The following is an 18,993-nucleotide window of genomic DNA, read 5'->3' on the forward strand; positions in this document are numbered from 1 at the left end:
AGTGTGCCCGGATGTCAGGCGGTAATCAGCGGGCGCAATTCGCGCACATCCCTGAGCGTTTCAAGTCGCTCGATCTTCTCGATCAGCGCGGCCGTGCGTGCCGCGCCCAGCACCGGCGCCATCAGATCGCGCGCCTTCGCCGCCACGGCTTCGCTCGACAGCGGATTCTCCTTCGTGCCGGGCGCAAAGCGCGTGAAGTGCTCGACCGTGCGGCCATCCGTCAGCGTGACCTGCACTTTCGCGCCGCGCGGTGCGGCGGGATCATGCAGCGCGGGGTCCGGTTGCACCGTCACTTTCGCGCGCTCCTTGAGAATCGCAGGATCGCGCATCAGGGCGACATCGTGGCTGTCGCGGAACGACACCGCGCCCTTCACCAGCGCGAGCGCCACGAGATGCTGGCAGTTGACGTCGGGCATGGCGCTATCGCCGACAATGCCTTCCGCATCCGGCGGAATCCGCACGACAATGCGGCTCACGTTGTCCGGCGTCAGGTTGTATTGCTTGCGCAGGGCGAGCAGCGCGTCGAGCGGTGACTGGATCGGATAGCCCACCGAGTAAGTCTTGATCGCCGTCTCGGTCACGTAGAAACGCGAGCCGAGCCCGTCGATCATCGCGTGCGGATCAGGCTGCGTGGAGAGCGCGATGAACAGGTTGTGCGTGCCGTCGAGCACGTCGCGCACGCCCGTCATGCCGGACTGCACCATGCTCACCGCCATGACGCCGTTGCGCGCCCCCATGCCGGCGAAGTCGAAGGCTTTCTCGATGTGGTCCTTGTCCTTGACCCAGCTCCAGAGGCCGGACACCTGCTGCGCCGAATAGGAGATCGCATAGCGCATCGCGGTTTCATCGAGGCCCGCGAGGGCAGCCGCCGCGCCGAGCGCGCCGAAGGTCGAGGCCGTGCCTTCCGCGCTGCGATGCGAGCCGCGCACGAGATCGGGGCCGAGCGCCATCAGCAGGCGGCAGGCGAGGTCGTAGCCGAGCGTGACCGCGCGGATCATGGTCTCGCCGCTTTGTGCGCCGTGCTCGGCCATGGCCAGCGCCGACGGCACCACCGAACTTCCCGGATGCGCCTTCGTCACGGGTTCGAAGTCGTCGGTTTCATCGGAATGCGCGCACATGGCGTTGGCCAGCGCCGCATTGACGATGCTCGTGCGCGCGTGCGTGCCGATGACCGTCGCCTGGGGCGCGCCGCCGAGCGTGCCGACGTATTTCGCCGCGAGCATGCCGGGGCGCATGCGCGATCCGGAGACCATCGCGCCGAAGGTATCGAGAATCCGGTGCTTGCAGGCGAGGACGACGGGAGCAGGGAGCGGCATCGTGCGGGCCTGCGCCATGTAGCGCGCGAGTTGCGCGGTGATGTGTTCATGGTCTGCGCTTGCGTTTTCCGCTTCGCTCGCAGCGAGGACGAGGCGCGAACCGCCCAAGGACAGCGCGGCGAGTGCTCCAGCGGATTGCAACAGCCTGCGACGTTGAGGCCGATGGCGCTCGGGCATGCAATGTCTCCTCGAGGTGAAAATTCTGCTAAGTGTCGACAGATGGAGTATCTGAAAACGGGCTCCATCGCGGCGGAGGTAGAATTATTGGCGTCTCATCGCACCTTACCAGACATCCGGAATGACCGTCATGAGCGAAAGTGTCGACACATTTTATCCCGCAACCGCCGACATCATCGACTGGGTGGCGCGCGGGATCATCGAAGGTCGACTCGCGCCCGGCGATGATCTGAACTCCGTCGAACTCGCCAGACGTTTCAAGGTCAGCCGCACGCCGGTGCGTGAAGCGCTGTTCGTCCTGAGCCGCGAAGGACTGGTCGACTGGCCGCCGCGCAAGCGTCCGAGGGTCTCCGCCATCAGGCTCGACGACGTGCGCGAGCTGTATCAGTTGCGCGCGCTGCTGTACGCACAAATCTCGCTGGGCGTCGTCGAGCGGGCGACGCCGCAGGACATCGAACGACTCTGGGCCGCGCACCGGCAGCTTGCCGAGGCCGCCGCGCGCGCTGACGTCGATGCCTACTTCTGGGCCAATGTCGCGTTCCGCGATGAAGAGTTGCGCGTGTGCGGCAACGGCATCTTCAAAGAGGTGCTGGATTCCATGCGCATGCGCATCAATCGCCTGCGCCGCCTGAGCACGTCGCTGCCCGGACGCCTGCAACGCTCGTGCTCGGATCATCAGCGCCTGTGCGAAGCCTACGAAGAGCGCGATGGCGTGCTGGCGGCGGCGCTGAACCGTTCCATCGTGACGAGCGCGTTGCAGGCGATCGAGGCTTCGTGGCCGTCGACTTCGGCGTGAGCGCAGGGCGCCTGACAGTCACGCCGTCAAACCATGAAAACCGACCGTCGCAACAGGCTTTGACAGCAAGTCTTGTATAAGACATAAGACATAAGATAATTGACGCGATGGGCTCAAAAAGATAAAATTGCGCTCGAAGCAATGCCGGGAGCAGCCTCGGCGCGACTGGAAAGTCGTCCTTTGAAACGCAAACGAACGGTCCCCTCATGCTTGAAAATTTTCGCGCTCATGTCGCCGAACGCGCCGCGCTCGGCATTCCGCCTCTGCCTTTGACGGCTCAGCAAACCGCCGAGCTGGTGGAGTTGCTGACCAATCCGCCCGCGGGCGAAGAGCAGATCCTGCTCGACCTCATCACGAACCGCGTGCCTGCCGGCGTGGACGAGGCTGCGCGAGTCAAGGCGGGCTTCCTGGCCGCCGTGGCCAAGGGCGAAACCGCCTGCGCGCTGATCTCGCGCCAGCGCGCCACCGAACTGCTCGGCACGATGCTGGGCGGCTACAACATCGCGCCGTTGATCGAACTGCTGTCGGACGCCGAAGTGGCCGCCGTGGCTGCGGACGCGCTGAAGAAAACCCTGTTGATGTTCGACCAGTTCCATGACGTCAAGGAACTCGCCGACAAGGGCAATGCCCACGCGCGCGCCGTGCTGCAAAGCTGGGCGGACGCCGAGTGGTTCACAAGCCGTCCGGAAGTGCCTGAGAGCCTGACCGTCACCGTCTTCAAGGTGACCGGCGAAACCAACACGGACGACCTGTCGCCGGCGCCGGACGCCACCACGCGCCCGGACATCCCGTTGCACGCGCTGGCCATGCTGAAGAACGCGCGTCCCGGCATCACGCCGGAAGAAGACGGCAAGCGCGGCCCGGTGCGGTTCATCGAGTCGCTGAAGGAGAAGGGTCACCTGGTCGCCTATGTGGGCGACGTCGTCGGCACGGGTTCCTCGCGCAAGTCCGCCACCAACTCGGTGCTGTGGTTCACGGGCGAAGACATTCCCTTCATCCCGAACAAGCGTTTCGGCGGCGTGTGCCTCGGCTCGAAAATCGCGCCGATCTTCTACAACACGATGGAAGACGCAGGCGCGCTGCCCATCGAACTCGACGTGTCGCAGATGGAAATGGGCGACGTCGTCGAACTGCGTCCGTACGAAGGCAAAGCGCTGAAGAACGGCGCGGTGATCGCGGAATTCCAGGTCAAGTCGGAAGTGTTGTTCGACGAAGTGCGCGCCGGCGGCCGCATTCCGTTGATCATCGGCCGCGGGCTGACGGCCAAGGCGCGTGAAGCGCTGGGTCTGGCGCCATCGGACCTGTTCCGCCTGCCGCAGCTGCCGGCCGGCACGGCCAAGGGCTTTTCCCTGGCGCAAAAAATGGTCGGCCGCGCCTGCGGTCTGCCGGAAGGCGAGGGAATGCGCCCGGGCACGTACTGCGAACCCAAGATGACCTCGGTCGGCTCGCAGGACACCACGGGCCCCATGACCCGCGACGAACTGAAAGACCTGGCGTGCCTCGGCTTCTCGGCCGATCTGGTGATGCAGTCGTTCTGCCATACCGCCGCGTACCCGAAGCCGGTCGACGTCAAGACGCATCAGACCCTGCCGAACTTCATCAGCAACCGTGGCGGCATCGCGCTGCGTCCCGGCGACGGCGTGATCCACTCGTGGCTCAACCGCATGCTGCTGCCCGACACCGTCGGCACTGGCGGCGACTCGCACACGCGTTTCCCGATCGGCATCAGCTTCCCGGCGGGTTCGGGACTGGTGGCCTTCGCGGCCGCTACCGGCACCATGCCGCTGGACATGCCGGAATCGGTGCTGGTGCGCTTCAAGGGCAAGATGCAGCCGGGCGTCACGCTGCGCGACCTCGTCAATGCCATTCCGCTGTACGCCATCAAGCAGGGCATGCTGACGGTCGCCAAGCAAGGCAAGAAGAACATCTTCTCGGGCCGCATTCTCGAAATCGAAGGGCTGCCGGATCTGAAGGTGGAGCAGGCGTTCGAACTGTCGGATGCCTCGGCCGAGCGTTCGGCGGCCGGCTGCTCGGTGCATCTGAACAAGGAACCGATCATCGAATACCTCACCAGCAACATCACGCTGCTGAAGTGGATGATCGCCGAGGGCTACCAGGACCCGCGCAGTCTCCAGCGCCGCATCAAGGCCATGGAAGAGTGGCTGGCCGATCCGCAACTGCTCGCGCCGGACGCGGACGCCGAGTACGCGGCAGTCATCGAGATCGATCTGGCCGATGTGCATGAGCCCATCGTGGCCTGCCCGAACGACCCGGACGATGTGAAGACGCTGTCGGATGTCGCCGGCGCGAAGATCGACGAAGTGTTCATTGGTTCGTGCATGACGAACATCGGTCACTTCCGTGCGGCGTCGAAGCTGCTGGAAGGCAAGCGCGATATTCCGGTCAAGCTGTGGGTCGCGCCGCCGACCAAGATGGACCAGAAGCAGCTGACCGAGGAAGGCCACTACGGCGTGTTCGGCACGGCCGGTGCGCGTACCGAAATGCCGGGCTGCTCGCTGTGCATGGGCAACCAGGCGCAGGTGCGCGAGGGCGCTACGGTCATGTCTACGTCGACTCGCAACTTCCCGAACCGTCTTGGCAAGAACACGAACGTGTATCTCGGCTCGGCGGAACTGGCGGCCATTTGCTCGCGTCTGGGCCGGATTCCGACCAAGGACGAGTACATGAGCGACATCGGCGTGATCAACGCCAATGGCGACAAGATTTATCAGTACCTGAACTTCGACCGTATCGACGACTTCAAGCAAGTCGCCGACACCGTGACGATGTAATTCGCTGACGCGCCACGGCGCGAAAGAAAGGGCGCCGCAGGATGAACTCCTGCGGCGCCCTTTTCATTTGCGCGACGGTTACAGCGCGATTGCTTACTGCCCGATGCCGAGCAGTTCGATTTCGAAAGTCAGGTCGCTGTTCGGCGGAATGGGGCCGATGCCCTGGCTACCGTAGGCGGTGGCAGCCGGGCACGTCAGCTTCGCCTTGCCACCCACTTTCATTTTCTGCACGCCTTGGGTCCAGCACGGAATCACGCGGCCGAGCGGAAAAGTAGCGGGGCCGCCGTGTTTCGCGGAACTGTCAAATTCGGTGCCGTTGGCGAGCGTGCCGCGGTAGTTGACGCGGACGACGTCGCTGGCCGTGGGCTGTGCGCCGGTGCCTTGCTTCGGGTGCTCGACCACGACGCCGGAAGGCAGCTTTTCGGTGGTGTTGGCGGCGAACGCGGTGCTCGACAGGGCCAGGGCGGTGCTCAGGGCGACAAGAATTTTCATGCGCGGATCCTCGTGGAGTGGTCCGGCGATTATATCGGGCTGGCCTTGCGGGGCTGGCGAGGGGACTTTCTTTGACAGGGAACACAAGCTGGTGAGCTTTACCAAAAATTATTTGGATGGGATAATTATCCTCGTTGAATAATTTTCGTAATTGCCATGGCCTACCATCGTACCGAGCTGGCTGACGAGATGGCCCGCCAGATCCTTCATCCCCGGGCACTCGATCCACAGTTCGAGGCAGGCGTATTCCTGTCCGGGCCGCGGCGTATCGGCAAGACGACCTTCATCCGGCAGGATCTGATGCCTGCGCTGCAGGGTCAGGACGCCATCGTCATGTATGCCGATTTGTGGAGTCAGGTACAGGCCAATCCTGCGGATCTGGTCACGGGCGCCATCGAACAAACCCTGGCGGATCTGCAGAAACCGGCGTCCGACCTGTTCGGCCGAATTTCCCGGCAGCTCAAGCGTGTTTCGGAAATTGACGTAGGGGGTGGCGGCTTCAAATTCGGCTTCAAGCTGGATCAGCTGGGCAAGAAAACGGGTCCGACTCTGGCGGCCGTGTTCACCGAAGTCGTCGAAAAAACGCGCGCCAACGTCGTGCTGATCATCGACGAAATCCAGCACGCGATGGGCAGCGCCGCCGGCAACGAACTGTTGTTGGCGCTGAAGGCTGCTCGGGACGCGGTTAATCTGGAGCCCGGCATGCCGGGGAAGCTGTTCATCATTGGCACCGGATCGCACCGGGCGCAGGTGCAGGAAATGGTGATGCGTGGCAATCAGGCGTTCCAGGGTGCATGGTCACAGCCGTTCCCGCTGCTGGGCGAGGACTACGTGACGTATGTGCTGGACCAGACGCGCGAGCAACTCGGAGACCGCTTGCCCACGTTACCTGTCGCGATCAACGCATTCCAGCAACTCGGCAGCCGGCCGGAAGAAATGTTGAAGGCCTTGATTGCTCTGCGCGACAGCCCTTCCGACCTTGCGCCCGACGCTCAACTGCCCATCATCGTGCAGGCGCTGCGCCATTCCGCTGCCGATGTAGAAATCTCTCGAGCCGAAAGTCTGGGCGATCTTGCCACGGCCGTGTTCCATCGGATTTGCCTGAGCGACGGACCCACAGGCGGTTTCTACTCTGCTGAAACCAATCAGGCGCTGACCAGCGAAATCGGCATGCCGGTTTCGCAGAGCGCGGTCCAGAACGCGCTATTGTCGCTCACGGACGCGAATCTGGTGATGTCGACGGGCAAAGGAAAATACGACGCGACTGACCCGTTCGTGAAAATCGCCTGGCGGGAGTCGCGCGGGCTGGCTTTGGCGCTGGGTCTGAACGAAGACCCGCCCGGGGAGAGCGACGAATAACGAAGCTCACGAAAACGTTGGAACCATCGGAAACGGCTGTCTCGTCGACCTTGGGGCTTTGTTTTGGACTTGAAGCCGGGATGGGCAACGGCATCGCTGCAAACTTCGCATGATCGCGAACGCCGATTAGACCCGGCGTGAGAGCGCCCGTGCATTGCACCGTTGCCCAACGCGCGAGAGGTTTCGAAAAGCGGATGGAAGCGCTACTGCGACAGACGCGAACCCCGCGCGCAATTGTATCGAAGGCCCACTTCCCATGTGTCCCTGTCCAGCCAACGCCATCACACGGGACAATGATCCCACTGTCCCACCGGAGCCCGCGCCCATGCCCCAAACAGCCCACCTCATCGCCTTCGCGCTGGTCGCGCTCGGCATGGCCCTGACGCCCGGGCCCAACATGGTCTATCTGATTTCCCGCTCCATCTGCCAGGGCCGCACGGCCGGCCTGATCTCGCTCGGCGGCGTCGCGCTGGGCTTCGTGTTCTACATGCTGTGCGCGGCGTTCGGCATCACCGCGTTGCTGATCGCCATTCCCTTCGCCTATGACGCGCTGCGCTTCGGCGGCGCGCTGTATCTGCTCTGGCTCGCGTGGCAAGCGGTGAAGCCCGGCGGCCGCTCGCCGTTCCAGGTGCGCAATCTCCCCGTCGACAGCCCGCGCAAGCTCTTCACCATGGGCTTCGTGACCAACCTGCTGAATCCGAAGATTGCCGTGCTGTATCTGTCGCTGCTGCCGCAGTTCATCGACCCGCAACACGGCAGCGTGCTCGCGCAATCGATGATGCTCGGCCTCGTGCAGATCGCGCTGAGCATCGCCGTGAATGCGTCGGTGGCGATGACCGCGGGTTCCATCGCCGTGTTTCTCGCGCGCAGGCCCGCGTGGCTGCTGATCCAGCGCTGGCTGATGGGCACCGTGCTCGCGGGCCTCGCGCTCAGAATGGCGACGGAGGCCCGCCGCTAAGGTCCATCAACGCTCGCCGTCTTCCTGCGCCCGCCGGGCCGCGAACTGCATCAACCGTTCGTCGCGCCAGTCGCGGCGCGCGGCGAGGTCATCGGCGGAGAGATGCTGGCGTCGGTCCTTCTCGACCTGGGCAATCAGCGCTTCATCCCACGGGCCGTCATCGGTGCGCGACTTCACGATCGAGTGATACAACGGCCCGAGCCGGTTTGCATAGTCGGCCACGCCGCCCGGCGCGTTCAGGTCGATCGTCTCGAACGGGCCCATGAAGGACCAGCGCCAGCCGAGGCCGTCGCGCACCGTCTTGTCGATATCCTCGCAACTCGCAATGCCGTCGCGCTGCAACGCCCACGCTTCGCGCAGCAACGCGGCTTGCAGGCGATTCAGCACGAAGCCCTCGATCTCCTTGCGCACATGCACGACGCTTTGCCCGATACCGCGCATCAATGCATCGGTGAAGTCGACGGTCTCCGGTGAAGTCTGCGTGGACGGCACGAGTTCGACGACCGGCACGAGATACGGCGGATTGACCGGATGCGCGATCAGCACGCGCGGCGAGATGGCGAGGTCGCAGGCGAAGTCGGATGCCTTGATGCCCGAACTCGAACTACCGATGATCACATCCGCGTCCGCCACCTTCTCCAGATCCAGCATCAGTTGGCGCTTCACATCGACGCGCTCGAGCACCGACTCCTGCACGTAAGCTGCACCGTCGATGGCCTGCGCGAGCGAATCGGCGAGCGTGAGACGCGCGGCGATGGTCTCCGGCGTTTCGTCGATGAGACCGTGCTTATGCAACGCGGCCAGCTGATTCGCGGCCCAGGGAATGGCGTTCTCGGCAGTGCGCGGGTTCGCGTCGTACACGCGCACGTTCAGTCCGGCGCGCGCGAAGGCAATCGCCCAGCCCGCGCCCACGAGCCCCGCGCCGACGATGGCCACGGGCTTGTCCAGCTTCATCTTCGCTACGTTCATCAATTGTCTCGCTTGAGTTATGGGTCTATGTCACGCAGCCGTCCAGCCGCCGTCGAGCATGAGCGCGCTGCCGGTCATCAGCGTGGAGGCGTCGCTGGCGAGGAACACGATCGCGCCCATCACTTCCTCGACGCGTCCCACGCGGCCCAGCGCGATGCGCTGCGTGACCCAGTCGCGAAAGCCGGGCGCATCGAACATGCTTGCTGTAAGCACGGTCTCGATGAACGTGGGGCACACCGTGTTCACGCGAATGGCGTGGGGCCCGAGCTCCCATGCCAGCGCCTTGGTCATGCCTTCGAGCGCATGCTTCGACGCGCAATACACCGTGCGGCCCGGACTGCCCACGTGCCCCATCTGCGACGACACGTTGATGATCGAGCCGCCGTTCCCGGCGCGCAGCATGCCTTTCGCGACCGCGCGCGATACATGAAAGACGGACTTCACATTGAGGTCGATGATGGCGTCGATGTCGTCATCGGTCACGTCGACGAGCGGCTTCGGGCGATTGGTGCCCGCGCAGTTCACGAGAATGTCGTAGGGTTCGCGCGCTTCGATGGCGGCGCTGACGGCGGCCGAGTCGGTGATATCGAGCGTGATGAAGTCGCTCTGACCGCCTTCCTCGATGATCTGGCCGGACGCGCGTTCGAGTTCATCGGCGGAACGCGCGACCAGCGTCACGCGCGCGCCGGCCTGGGCCAGCGCCGCGGCCGCCGCGAGGCCGATGCCGCGCCCGCCGCCGGTGATCAACGCTGTCTTGCCATGCAATGAAAAGCCCGGTGCTTTCGGCAGCATGCACTCTCCTGATGGTGATCGAGTGGAACGAGGGAAGCGTAGCGAGGCGGCATTGACGCCGCTTGCATACCAGTTATGCAAAACCTGAAATCCGCCGCCGCCGACAATACCGGCAAGTCCGGAGGGTGCGCAAGTGGAACTGAAACAGTTGCGGTATTTCGAGGTCGTCGCGCGCGAAGGCAGCCTGTCGCGCGCCGCGACGCTGCTCGGCGTGAGCCAGTCCCTGCTGACGCGCCATATCCAGAGTCTCGAACAGGAGTTCGGTCTGGCGCTGCTCTACCGGAACGGTCACGGCATGTCGCTGACCGATAGCGGCAAGACTTTTCTCGCGTCCGCCAGCGACATCCTGATGCGCACTGACAGCGCCCTCAACCAGATGCAGGCGCTGCGCTCGAACCCGGGCGGCACGGTCACCATCGGCATTCCGCCGATGCTCGGCGAATTCCTGCTGGTGCCGCTCACCAAGCGCTTTCGCGCGGAGTTTCCCGATGTGCGGCTCAAGCTGCGCGAAAGCGTGAGCGGCTATCTGCTCGAATGGTTGATGACCGGGAAGCTCGATATCGGCGTGCTGTACAACGTGACGTCGCTGAATACGATTGGCGTGGAGCCGTTGCTGTCGGATGAGATGCTGCTGATCGGCCCGCCCGATGCCGAAGTGATGAACGCCTCGGCGGATTCCATCGCGCTCGCTGAAACCGTGGACCTGCAATGGGTCCTGCCGCCGCGTCCGCATGGCTTGCGCACGCTCGCCGAGGATGCCGCGACTGCGCAGGGCTTGCAATTGAACATCGTCGTCGAGCTGGACGCGATGGCGGGCATCTTCGATCTCGTCGAAGCGGGACTGGGCTTCAGCATCGCGCCGTTCGCCGCCATCGAGAAACGGCTCGAACGCGGCACGCTGAAGGCGCGACGCCTTCGCGAGCCGTCGCTGTCCGGCGTTTTGTCGATTGCATTCTCACCGAAGAAGGAAGCCACGCTCGCGATGAAGGCGCTGTATCGCATCGTGCGCCAGGAAACCGAGTCGCTGGTGCGAACCGGCGTCTGGCGCGCGATTGAGGAGCGGTCTTAGCGAACCTCAGGCCGGCGAGTCGGTCAGGGCATCGTTCGCGACGTTCGGCTCGGCGGGCGCCTTCCTGGCCGCGCCGCGCACGAAGGTCGCCGCGGGCATCGACAGCACGAGGATGCCGGTACAGATGAGCACGAAACCGAGCGCATAGGTGCCGTTGTTGATGTTGCCGGTCCACTGCTTCATGAGGCTGGTGATCCACGAGCCCGCGATGCCCGAGAGGCTGCCGAACGAGTTGATCATCGCGAAGCCGGCGGCGGCGGCCGTGCCGGACAGGAGACTGCCTGGATAAGTCCACACGATCGGCGTGAGCCCGAGCACGCCCGATGCCGCGACACACAGGCAGATCATCGCGACCGGCAGGTTCCCGGCAAAGGCCGCGCTCATGATAAGCCCCGTGCCGCCGACAAAGGCGGGAATCGCGGCGTGCCAGCGGCGCTCGCCGGTCTTGCTCGAATGCCACGCGTTGAAGAGCATCGTCGCGGCGGCGCAGACGAACGGAATCGCGGTGAGCAGACCGATGTGGAACGTGTCCTTCACGCCCGACTCGCGCACGATGGACGGCAGCCAGAACGACAGCCCGTACCAGCCCGTCGCGTAGGTGAAGATGATGCCCGCGCAGAGCCACACGCGATAGTCGCGCAGCGCGGGACCGAACTTGTATTCCTTGTGTGCGTTCTCGGTGACGACGTTCTTGTCGAGCAGACGCTTTTCGGCATCGGTAAGCCACTTCGCGTGATGAATCTTGTCGGCGAGACCGAAGTAGACGAGGAAGGCGAGCGCCATCGCCGGAACGCCTTCGATCAGCAGCATCCATTGCCAGCCGCTATAACCCATCCAGCCGTGCGAATGCTGCATCAGCCAGCCGGACAGCGGTCCGCCGAGCACGAGACTGGTCGGCAGCGCGAGCAACAGGCCGAAGGTCACCTTGGTCTGACGGTCGGAGGGGAACCAGTAATTGATGTACAGCAGCACGCCGGGATAGAAGCCCGCCTCGCAACAGCCGAGCAAGAGCCGCAGGATATAGAACATCGTCGCGTTCTCGACGCCGAACAGTTTCGCGAGTTCGGCGGTGAACATCGTGGCTGCGGAGATCAGGCCCCAGGTCAGCATGATGCGCGCGATCCAGCGCCGCGCGCCCACGCGGTGCAGCACGATGTTGCTCGGAATCTCCAGCGCGATATAGCCGATGAAGAACATGCTCGCGCCCAGTGCGAAGGCCGAGTCGCCAATCTTCAGATCGCCGAGCATCTGCAGCTTCGCGAAGCCGATGTTGACGCGGTCCAGAAACGAAAACGTGTGGCAGAGGAACAGGATCGGCGCGATGCGCCACAGCAGCTTCTTGTACAGCTTGCCTTCGTCGACGGACTGCGAAGCGGCGCCGTCGATTGCGTCGATGCTCATGGGTATCTCCTCCCGGATGGTTCGTCAATGGCGGGTTGTTTCGGTGGAGCGTATTGATAGCCCGGCGCGAACGCTCGAATACCTGTTATGCAGGAGCTGCATAGCGCACGCGTGTTCATTGCCCGCAAAGCCTTGTGCTGTAAGGCTTTCGACGAAACGTGCCGCACTGCGCCACGCGAGTGGCGCGGCGCGTTTACCCCTATCGTCCGACTGTCGACAGCTTGACAGAATGAATTGCAGACCCGCCGGCAATGACTCGGTGGGCTTCTTTCTGGAGACGACCGAATGCGTATGTGCATGCTCTCTCCGCGCCTGCGGGCGCCGTTTTATCTCGCTTCATCGTGGAGGCCGCAATGATGCGTATTCGTCGCTCGATGCTCATCACGCCTGCGCATCGCCCTGACCGCATGGCGGGCGCGATGAAGCTTGCAGTCGATTCCTTCGTTTTTGATCTCGAAGACGGCGTGCCACCCGCGCGCCGCGACGAAGCGCGCGCCAATCTCGCGAAGCTCATGCCGACGCTCGACTTCGGCAGCCGCGAGCGCGTGGTGCGGATCAACGCAGTGGGCACGGCGGATTGTGCGCGCGACCTCGACGCCGTCCCGCTCACGCATTGCGACGCGTTGCTCGTGCCGAAGGTGGAATCCGCCGAGCAACTGCACTGGCTCGACGCCGAACTCACACGGCGCGATGCGCCGGTCAAGCTGATCGCCACGCTTGAGACGCCGCGCGGCGTGCTGAATGCGCTGAGCATCGCCGACGCCTCACCGCGCCTTTGCGCGTTCTTCTTCGGCTCGGGCGACTACACGATGGAGACCGGCGCCGAGATCACGCCGACGGCCTTGCTGTGGGCGCGTTCGACGATCGTCGCGGCGGCGGGCGCCGCTGCTTGCGATGCCATCGACGCGCCCTATCTGCACGGCCTGCGCGATCCGCAAGGCACGCATGAAGACGCGTTGCGCGCGCGGGAGCTGGGCTTCAGCGGCAAGGTGGTGTTTCATCCCGCTCAGGTCGATGCGGTCAACAGCGCGTTCACGCCGACCGAAGCGGAAGCCACGCGGGCCCAACGCATCGTCGACGCGTTCGAGGCGGTGAAGGCGAGCGGCGAGGGCACGGCTATCGTCGATGGTGAATTCGTCGCAATCGATCTCGTGCCGCGCATGCAGCGGCAACTCGACATCGCCGCCTACGCGCAAGGGAGAACGGCATGAAGCAGGCCACGCTGACCTCGTATGACGATGCCGATGTGCGCGCACGGACCGACGCGCATGTCTCCGCGCTGAACATCGCCGGGCGCATGGAGCGCCTGCCGCTGTCGCGCTTCCATTGGACCCTGTTCGCGATCCTCGGCGTCGCGATGTTCTTCGACGGCTACGATCTCACCGTCACCGGCTTCGTGATCCCGGCGTTGCACAAGCACGGCTGGCTCACGCCCGCGACCACGGCCACTTTCATCTCGGTGCCGCTCATCGCTGCCGCATTCGGCTCGATCGCGGCGGGACTGCTCGGCGACCGCATCGGCCGCAGGCGTCTGTTCCAGGCGACGGTACTGGCCTACAGCCTGTCGAGCCTCGGCTGCGGCTTCGCGACGAGCTACGGCATGCTGCTCACGTTCCGCACGATCAACCTCTTCGCGATCGGCACGGTCACCGTCACGGGTTATGCGTATCTGAACGAGTTCACGCCACGGCGTTATCGCGGGCGCTTCCAGTCGGCGGTGGCGTTGCTGCTGAACGGCGGCCTGCCGTTCGGCGCGCTGATGGCGCGGCTCATCGTGCCGAACACCGACGTGAACGTGGGCTGGCGCGTGCTGTTCCTCCTGTCGGTGATTCCCGCGCTGCTGGTCTTCGCGAACAAGCGGCTGTTGCCGGAGTCGCCGCGCTGGCTTGCGTCGGTTGGTCGCGACGAGGAAGCGGCCCGCGTGGTCGATTCGATCGAGGCCGGCATCGTGCAGCGCGAAGGCAAGACACTGCCCGACGCCGAACTCGCCCGCGAACCGGCGCGGCATCTCGGCTGGGATGCGCTGTTCTCGCCGCTCGTGCGCGGACGGTTCGCGCTGGCCGTCGTATTCAACATCTGCCATCTGACGGGCCTGTTCGTGCTCATCAGCTGGCTGCCGACGCTGTTCATCTCGCGCGGTCTCACGCTCGGCTCCACCTTCACGTTCGCGGCGGTGAGCTTCATGGGCGGTTTTCTCGGGCCGCTGCTCGGGATCGTGCTGGCGGACCGCATCGAGCGGCGCTGGTCGCTGGTGGCCGCCGCCTTGATCGCGGCGGGTGCGGGCGTCGCCTATGCGGGACAGACTTCGTCGCAGGGGCTCATGATCACCGGGCTGATCCTCGTGACGGCAATCTTCTTCATCTCGTCGGTCGGCTTCGCGACCTATATCCCCGAGATCCTGCCGACCGGCGTGCGCCTGCGCGGCCTTGGCACTGCTGCGCTGATCGGCCGGCTTGCTTCGGCGGCCACGCCGTTCGCGGTCGCGGCCGCGTTGCTCACGTTGAAGAACCCGTTCTATGTCGTGTCGTCCGTGGGCGTCGCCTATGTCGTGATGGCGCTGCTGCTCGCCATGCTCGGTCCGAACGTGCGCGGCCGGACGCTCGAAAGTCTCGAATCCGGACTGGACACCAAACCTTGAGGAGATATTCGATGGCGCTGTCCCGCACCTTTCTGTTCGTCCCCGGCAATCACGCGCGCCGCGTCGAAAAGGCGCTGAACGCCGATGTCGATGCGGCAATCCTCGATCTCGAAGACGCCGTCGCGGCCAGCGAGAAGGTCGCGACGCGCGCGGCGGTCGTGGAAGCGCTGCAAGCGCCGCATCGCGCGCGTGGCTATATCCGCATCAACGCGCTGGACACGGACTACGCATTCGGCGACCTGCACGCGGTGATCGCGCGCGGCGTGGATGGCATCGTGCTGCCGAAGCTCGAATCGGTGGAACAGCTGCATACTGCCGACTGGATCATGAGCCAGCTCGAACGCGAACGCGGTCTTGAAGCGGACTCCATCGAACTGATGCCGATCATCGAGACCGGCGCGGGCTTCGCGGCGATTCAGGCGCTGTGCGCGTCGGCGGCGCAGCGTGTGCGGCGTCTCAAGCGCTTCGCATTCGGCGCAGGCGATTTCTGCCTCGACATGAACCTCATATGGAGCGGCGACGAGTCGGAACTGCATGCGTATCGCAGCGCGCTGGTGCTGTCGTCGCGCGCGGCGGGACTGCAAGCGCCCGTCGATACCGTGTGGGTGCGCCTCGACGACGCCGACGGTCTCGCGCGCTCGGCGGTCCGCGCGCGCGGCATGGGCTTCCAGGGCAAGTTGTGCATTCACCCGGCGCAGTGCGACGCGGTGAACCGCGCGTTCTCGCCGACCGAAGCCGAGATCACTCAAGCGCGCGCCGTCGTCGAGGCGTTCAGGCGTGCCGAAGCGGAAGGCGTCGCGTCGATCCGGCTCGACGGCGCTTTCATCGATTACCCGGTCGCGTATCGCGCGCAACGCGTGCTCGACTTCGCCGCGCAGATCGACGCGCGCTAAGAACACATTCATCCATCGGAGAAACGGCAATGACTGCAACATCGGCTGACACCCGCAACGTTCGTCCGCTCGACGGCATTCGCGTGATCGACGTATCGAGTTTTCTGGCGGGACCGTTCTGCTCGACGCAGCTGGGCGAATTCGGCGCCGAGGTCATCAAGGCGGAGCTGCCCGACGTGGGCGACGCGCTGCGCCGCTTCGGCTCGATGACGGAGGCGGGCGTCACGCTGCCGTGGCTGTCCGAATGCCGCAACAAGAAGTCGATCACGCTCGATCTGCGCAAGCCCGGCGGCGCGGAAGTGCTGAAGAAGCTGGTTGCTGATGCGGATATCCTCGTCGAGAACTTCCAGCCGGGCACGCTCGAAAAGTGGGGCCTCGGCTGGGACGTGCTGCATGAAGTAAATCCGCGGCTCATCATGGTGCGCATCTCGGGCTTCGGACAGACCGGGCCGTATCGTGACCGGCCGGGCTTCGGGCGGATCGGCAATGCGTTCGGCGGGTTGTCGTTCCTCGCGGGCTATCCGGACCGGCCGCCGGTCACGCCCGGCTCCGCAACCATTCCCGACTACATGGCGGGCCTGTACGGCGCGCTCGGCGCGCTGCTGGCCATCCAGGCGCGCGAACGCACGGGTGAAGGGCAGTTCGTCGATATCGGCTTGTACGAACCGATCTTCCGCATCCTCGACGAACTCGCGCCGTCGTTCCAGAAGAACGGCTTCGTGCGGCAACGCATGGGTCCGGGCACGGTGAACGTGGTGCCGCACAGTCACTATCCGACCAACGATGGCCGCTGGATCGCGATTGCCTGCACCAGCGACAAGATCTTCGCGCGTCTCGCCGAAGCGATGGGCACGCCGGAACTCGCGGGCGAAGGCAAGTGGGGGCATATTTCGGGCCGCGAGCGTGATCGTGCGGAGGTGGATCGCACCGTCGGCGAATGGACCGCGCAGTTCACGCGCGACGAAGTGCTCGCGCGCTGCGAACAGTTCCAGGTGCCGTGCGGGCCGGTGTATGGCATCGACGAGATCTTCGAAGACCCGCAATACGCGGCGCGCGAGAACATCAAGACCATGCAGGACGCGCGCATCGGCGAACTGGCGGTGCCGAACGTGGTGCCGCGTCTCTCAGCGACGCCGGGCGGCATCGACTGGCTTGGACCGGATCTCGGCCAGCATAACGACGACGTGTATCGCGGCCTGCTCGGACTCGATACCGAGCAGCTCGCGACGCTCAGGGAAGAAGGGGCCATCTGATATGATCCCGCATCCTTTTTCGGCGGCCCTGGCGTGTTGACAGACGAGCCTCGCGCCGCGCTTCGGGTCATCACGAAACAGCCCACCGCCATGAGCGCAGACGATCAGAAATGGGCCCTGCCGCCGCAGCATTCGTTGCCGCAACTCGTCGAGGCGCGGCTGGTCAGCGCCATCCGTTCTGGCGATCTCAAGGCGGGCGAGCGCATCGTCGAAACGCAGCTGGCCCGGCAGCTCAACGTGAGCCGCGGGCCGTTGCGCGAGGCGCTCAAGTCGCTCGAAGCCAACGGGCTGGTCTTCACCGTGCGCGGCAAGGGTACGTATGTGGCCGAAGTCTCGCACGACGACTTCGTGCGCATGACCGGCATTCGCGCCGTGCTCGAAGGCTTCGCCGCGCGGCTCGTGGCGGCGCGTTGCCGTCATGAGCCGGACGTCGTCGCGCAACTGGAGCAGTCGCTCGCGGAACTCGAGCGCGCGGAAGCGGGCCATGATGCCGCGGTGCTGCGCGCGGTGGACTGGGAGTTTCACGAACTCGTCTGCACGCTCGCCGACAACGATCTGCTGCGAACCACCTGGCATTCCATCAGTTCGCTGGTGCGGCTCTATCAGCAGGGCAATACGAGCTATGAGGTGCGCAGCGAGAGCGTCGTGCATCATCATCACGAGTTCGTCGAGGCGCTCAAGTCCGGGGATCCCGACTTCGCCGAGCAGACCTTCCGCAGCATCATCACCGACACGACTTTTCGCTCACTGGGTCTTCCCGTGCCCGAGGCGATGACGTCGATGACCGTGCCGCCGCGCGCGCCGAAGAAGACGAAGGCCGGTGCGAAATAGTCAGGCTTGTTCGGCGTGCAGCGTCGTGGCGAAGTGGGCGCGCAGATGATCGAGGAACAGCGTCGAGGCCAGGTTGAGATCGGCTTTCTCGCGCACCAGAATGCCGAAGTTGCGCGACAGGTCGATCTCCGGCACGTTCAGCGTCGCACGCGATTCGAGCGAGTAGCGCTGCGCCATGTAGCGCGGCAGAAAGGTCGCGCCGAGCCCGGCATCGACGAGTCCCAGCACGGTGCCGACATTGGTTGCGTGCTGGATGGTAGAGAGCGTGAGGCCGCGTCGGGCGAGTTCCGCTGATAGACGCGTCTGGAGCAGGGCGTAACGGTCGAGCAGCATCAGCGGTAAGTCGGCGAGCTGCTCCAGCGTGATGTCCTGCGCGCCCGCCAGCGGATGCGCCTTGGGCAGCACGACGAGCATCGGTTCGCGCGCGAGCGGTTCGAAATGCAGCTTGCCGGAATCGCCATCGAACGCGCTGACGGCCAGGTCCGCCTGTCCGGCTTCGAGCGTCGCGAGCACGGCTTCGTATTGCAGGTCGCGGACCTGGATCTGGATCGACGGATAAGCCTGGCGGAACGAGTGGATGAGTTGCGGCAGCACGACCGCGGCGAGCATCGGCGTGGTGGCGATCACCGTGCGCATCTTCGAGGCCGCCGCGCGCGCATGAAAGTCGGTCAGCAACTCGCGTAAACCCTGCAACGCGTGTCGCGCGCGGCGTGCGAGTTCTTCGCCGTCGGGCGTGGGCGTCACGCGGCGCGTCGTGCGTTCGACGAGCTTCGTCTTGAGCATCGCTTCGAGCCGCTGGACGCGGTTCGTCACGGAGGGCTGCGAGACATGCATCTTCTTCGCGGCGGCGCTGAAGCTGCCGAGGTCCGCCACGGCGAGAAAGGTCTCCAGCTCGATGAGATCGAAACGCAGATTGATCCCGTCGATGCCGTCGTCCGGAGCAGAGTGGTCGTCCTGCTTCATGCCGCCGCGTCCTCCGTTCTCGATTTATAACGCCATCTTATAAATCGATATTCTAATGCGAATAGAGTTTCGCGAGGCCGTTCTCGATAATTGGGCCATTAGAGACTGGACCGGAGAGCGCGTTGCAACGACGCGGCCCGGCTGGTCGAGAACGGAGACTTCATGAAGGACGAAATCAAGATCCTGACGCCGAACGGCATCCTGGGCTACGGCATCCCGGTGGCCGACTTCTGGCGCGGCATCGATCAACAGCCCGACGCGATGATCGTCGATGGCGGTTCTACCGACCCCGGT

Annotated in this window: 16 protein-coding genes; 10 read left to right on the forward strand and 6 right to left on the reverse strand. The window is 64.6% G+C overall.

Annotation, left to right across the window (positions count from 1 at the left end; all coding sequences use genetic code 11):
- Positions 1 to 14: 14 nt before the first annotated feature.
- A complete protein-coding gene (locus QCE63_RS14495) occupies positions 15 to 1,493 on the reverse strand; it encodes an MmgE/PrpD family protein (RefSeq protein WP_309833922.1) in 1,479 nt (492 codons plus the stop codon).
- Between the two features lie 130 nt (positions 1,494 to 1,623).
- Between QCE63_RS14495 and QCE63_RS14500 the strand changes: the two genes are divergently transcribed.
- Both QCE63_RS14500 and acnB read left to right on the forward strand, forming a co-directional pair.
- Positions 1,624 to 2,289 carry a GntR family transcriptional regulator gene (locus tag QCE63_RS14500; RefSeq protein WP_309833923.1) on the forward strand — a complete coding sequence of 222 codons (666 nt, stop codon included), beginning with the start codon at positions 1,624 to 1,626 and terminating at the stop codon, positions 2,287 to 2,289.
- A gap of 206 nt (positions 2,290 to 2,495) precedes the next feature.
- Complete coding sequence (gene acnB, locus QCE63_RS14505) at positions 2,496 to 5,081, forward strand: bifunctional aconitate hydratase 2/2-methylisocitrate dehydratase (RefSeq protein WP_309833924.1); 2,586 nt, start codon at positions 2,496 to 2,498, stop codon at positions 5,079 to 5,081.
- Between the two features lie 93 nt (positions 5,082 to 5,174).
- On the opposite strand, the gene QCE63_RS14510 is transcribed toward acnB, so the two are convergent.
- Complete coding sequence (locus QCE63_RS14510; RefSeq protein ID WP_309833926.1) at positions 5,175 to 5,573, reverse strand: FKBP-type peptidyl-prolyl cis-trans isomerase; 399 nt, start codon at positions 5,571 to 5,573, stop codon at positions 5,175 to 5,177.
- A 156-nt stretch (positions 5,574 to 5,729) separates the two neighbouring features.
- Here QCE63_RS14510 and QCE63_RS14515 point away from each other — a divergent pair, with 156 nt between their 5' ends.
- Both QCE63_RS14515 and QCE63_RS14520 read left to right on the forward strand, forming a co-directional pair.
- Entirely contained in the window at positions 5,730 to 6,932 is a 1,203-nt protein-coding gene (locus tag QCE63_RS14515; RefSeq protein WP_309833928.1) for an ATP-binding protein, read from the forward strand.
- A gap of 325 nt (positions 6,933 to 7,257) precedes the next feature.
- The gene (locus QCE63_RS14520; RefSeq protein ID WP_309833929.1) at positions 7,258 to 7,890 is read left to right on the forward strand and encodes a LysE family translocator; all 633 of its coding nucleotides are present in this window, start codon (positions 7,258 to 7,260) and stop codon (positions 7,888 to 7,890) included.
- Positions 7,891 to 7,896: 6 nt separating this feature from the next.
- Here QCE63_RS14520 and QCE63_RS14525 read toward each other — a convergent pair whose 3' ends face one another.
- Both QCE63_RS14525 and QCE63_RS14530 read right to left on the reverse strand, forming a co-directional pair.
- Positions 7,897 to 8,859, reverse strand: a complete 963-nt coding sequence (locus tag QCE63_RS14525) for a 3-hydroxyacyl-CoA dehydrogenase (protein WP_309833931.1) — start codon at positions 8,857 to 8,859, stop codon at positions 7,897 to 7,899.
- 30 nt (positions 8,860 to 8,889) lie between these two features.
- Positions 8,890 to 9,651 (reverse strand): glucose 1-dehydrogenase, encoded by a 762-nt coding sequence (locus QCE63_RS14530; protein WP_309833932.1) that lies wholly within the window; start codon positions 9,649 to 9,651, stop codon positions 8,890 to 8,892.
- Between the two features lie 133 nt (positions 9,652 to 9,784).
- On the opposite strand from QCE63_RS14530, the gene QCE63_RS14535 reads away from it, so the two are divergent.
- Positions 9,785 to 10,720 (forward strand): LysR family transcriptional regulator, encoded by a 936-nt coding sequence (locus QCE63_RS14535; RefSeq protein WP_309833933.1) that lies wholly within the window; start codon positions 9,785 to 9,787, stop codon positions 10,718 to 10,720.
- A gap of 6 nt (positions 10,721 to 10,726) precedes the next feature.
- On the opposite strand, the gene QCE63_RS14540 is transcribed toward QCE63_RS14535, so the two are convergent.
- Positions 10,727 to 12,121 carry an MFS transporter gene (locus tag QCE63_RS14540; RefSeq protein ID WP_309833934.1) on the reverse strand — a complete coding sequence of 465 codons (1,395 nt, stop codon included), beginning with the start codon at positions 12,119 to 12,121 and terminating at the stop codon, positions 10,727 to 10,729.
- A 353-nt stretch (positions 12,122 to 12,474) separates the two neighbouring features.
- Between QCE63_RS14540 and QCE63_RS14545 the strand changes: the two genes are divergently transcribed.
- The 5 genes from QCE63_RS14545 to QCE63_RS14565 all read left to right on the forward strand — a co-directional run bounded on the left by QCE63_RS14545 (position 12,475) and on the right by QCE63_RS14565 (position 17,736).
- Positions 12,475 to 13,332 (forward strand): CoA ester lyase, encoded by an 858-nt coding sequence (locus QCE63_RS14545; protein WP_309833935.1) that lies wholly within the window; start codon positions 12,475 to 12,477, stop codon positions 13,330 to 13,332.
- Complete coding sequence (locus QCE63_RS14550) at positions 13,329 to 14,759, forward strand: MFS transporter (RefSeq protein WP_309833937.1); 1,431 nt, start codon at positions 13,329 to 13,331, stop codon at positions 14,757 to 14,759. Before QCE63_RS14545 ends, QCE63_RS14550 begins: the two co-directional genes overlap by 4 nt.
- A gap of 11 nt (positions 14,760 to 14,770) precedes the next feature.
- Positions 14,771 to 15,652, forward strand: coding sequence for a CoA ester lyase (locus tag QCE63_RS14555; protein WP_309833938.1), 882 nt, complete (start codon positions 14,771 to 14,773; stop codon positions 15,650 to 15,652).
- 29 nt (positions 15,653 to 15,681) lie between these two features.
- Positions 15,682 to 16,905, forward strand: a complete 1,224-nt coding sequence (locus QCE63_RS14560; RefSeq protein ID WP_309833939.1) for a CoA transferase — start codon at positions 15,682 to 15,684, stop codon at positions 16,903 to 16,905.
- Between the two features lie 90 nt (positions 16,906 to 16,995).
- Positions 16,996 to 17,736 (forward strand): GntR family transcriptional regulator, encoded by a 741-nt coding sequence (locus QCE63_RS14565; protein ID WP_309833940.1) that lies wholly within the window; start codon positions 16,996 to 16,998, stop codon positions 17,734 to 17,736.
- On the opposite strand, the gene QCE63_RS14570 is transcribed toward QCE63_RS14565, so the two are convergent.
- Positions 17,737 to 18,699, reverse strand: coding sequence for a LysR family transcriptional regulator (locus tag QCE63_RS14570; protein ID WP_309833942.1), 963 nt, complete (start codon positions 18,697 to 18,699; stop codon positions 17,737 to 17,739).
- Between the last annotated feature and the right edge of the window lie 294 nt (positions 18,700 to 18,993).

Source organism: Caballeronia sp. LZ065 (assembly GCF_031450975.1).
Lineage (GTDB): Bacteria > Pseudomonadota > Gammaproteobacteria > Burkholderiales > Burkholderiaceae > Caballeronia.

What these genes read in the sequence shown, in the direction of transcription:
- QCE63_RS14495 (WP_309833922.1), bottom strand. Translation starts at nt 1,493, where the DNA reads ATGCCCGAGCGCCATCGGCCTCAACGTCGCAGGCTGTTGCAATCCGCT.
- QCE63_RS14500 (WP_309833923.1), top strand. Translation starts at nt 1,624, where the DNA reads ATGAGCGAAAGTGTCGACACATTTTATCCCGCAACCGCCGACATCATC.
- acnB (WP_309833924.1), top strand. Translation starts at nt 2,496, where the DNA reads ATGCTTGAAAATTTTCGCGCTCATGTCGCCGAACGCGCCGCGCTCGGC.
- QCE63_RS14510 (WP_309833926.1), bottom strand. Translation starts at nt 5,573, where the DNA reads ATGAAAATTCTTGTCGCCCTGAGCACCGCCCTGGCCCTGTCGAGCACC.
- QCE63_RS14515 (WP_309833928.1), top strand. Translation starts at nt 5,730, where the DNA reads ATGGCCTACCATCGTACCGAGCTGGCTGACGAGATGGCCCGCCAGATC.
- QCE63_RS14520 (WP_309833929.1), top strand. Translation starts at nt 7,258, where the DNA reads ATGCCCCAAACAGCCCACCTCATCGCCTTCGCGCTGGTCGCGCTCGGC.
- QCE63_RS14525 (WP_309833931.1), bottom strand. Translation starts at nt 8,859, where the DNA reads ATGAACGTAGCGAAGATGAAGCTGGACAAGCCCGTGGCCATCGTCGGC.
- QCE63_RS14530 (WP_309833932.1), bottom strand. Translation starts at nt 9,651, where the DNA reads ATGCTGCCGAAAGCACCGGGCTTTTCATTGCATGGCAAGACAGCGTTG.
- QCE63_RS14540 (WP_309833934.1), bottom strand. Translation starts at nt 12,121, where the DNA reads ATGAGCATCGACGCAATCGACGGCGCCGCTTCGCAGTCCGTCGACGAA.
- QCE63_RS14545 (WP_309833935.1), top strand. Translation starts at nt 12,475, where the DNA reads ATGATGCGTATTCGTCGCTCGATGCTCATCACGCCTGCGCATCGCCCT.
- QCE63_RS14550 (WP_309833937.1), top strand. Translation starts at nt 13,329, where the DNA reads ATGAAGCAGGCCACGCTGACCTCGTATGACGATGCCGATGTGCGCGCA.
- QCE63_RS14555 (WP_309833938.1), top strand. Translation starts at nt 14,771, where the DNA reads ATGGCGCTGTCCCGCACCTTTCTGTTCGTCCCCGGCAATCACGCGCGC.
- QCE63_RS14560 (WP_309833939.1), top strand. Translation starts at nt 15,682, where the DNA reads ATGACTGCAACATCGGCTGACACCCGCAACGTTCGTCCGCTCGACGGC.
- QCE63_RS14565 (WP_309833940.1), top strand. Translation starts at nt 16,996, where the DNA reads ATGAGCGCAGACGATCAGAAATGGGCCCTGCCGCCGCAGCATTCGTTG.
- QCE63_RS14570 (WP_309833942.1), bottom strand. Translation starts at nt 18,699, where the DNA reads ATGAAGCAGGACGACCACTCTGCTCCGGACGACGGCATCGACGGGATC.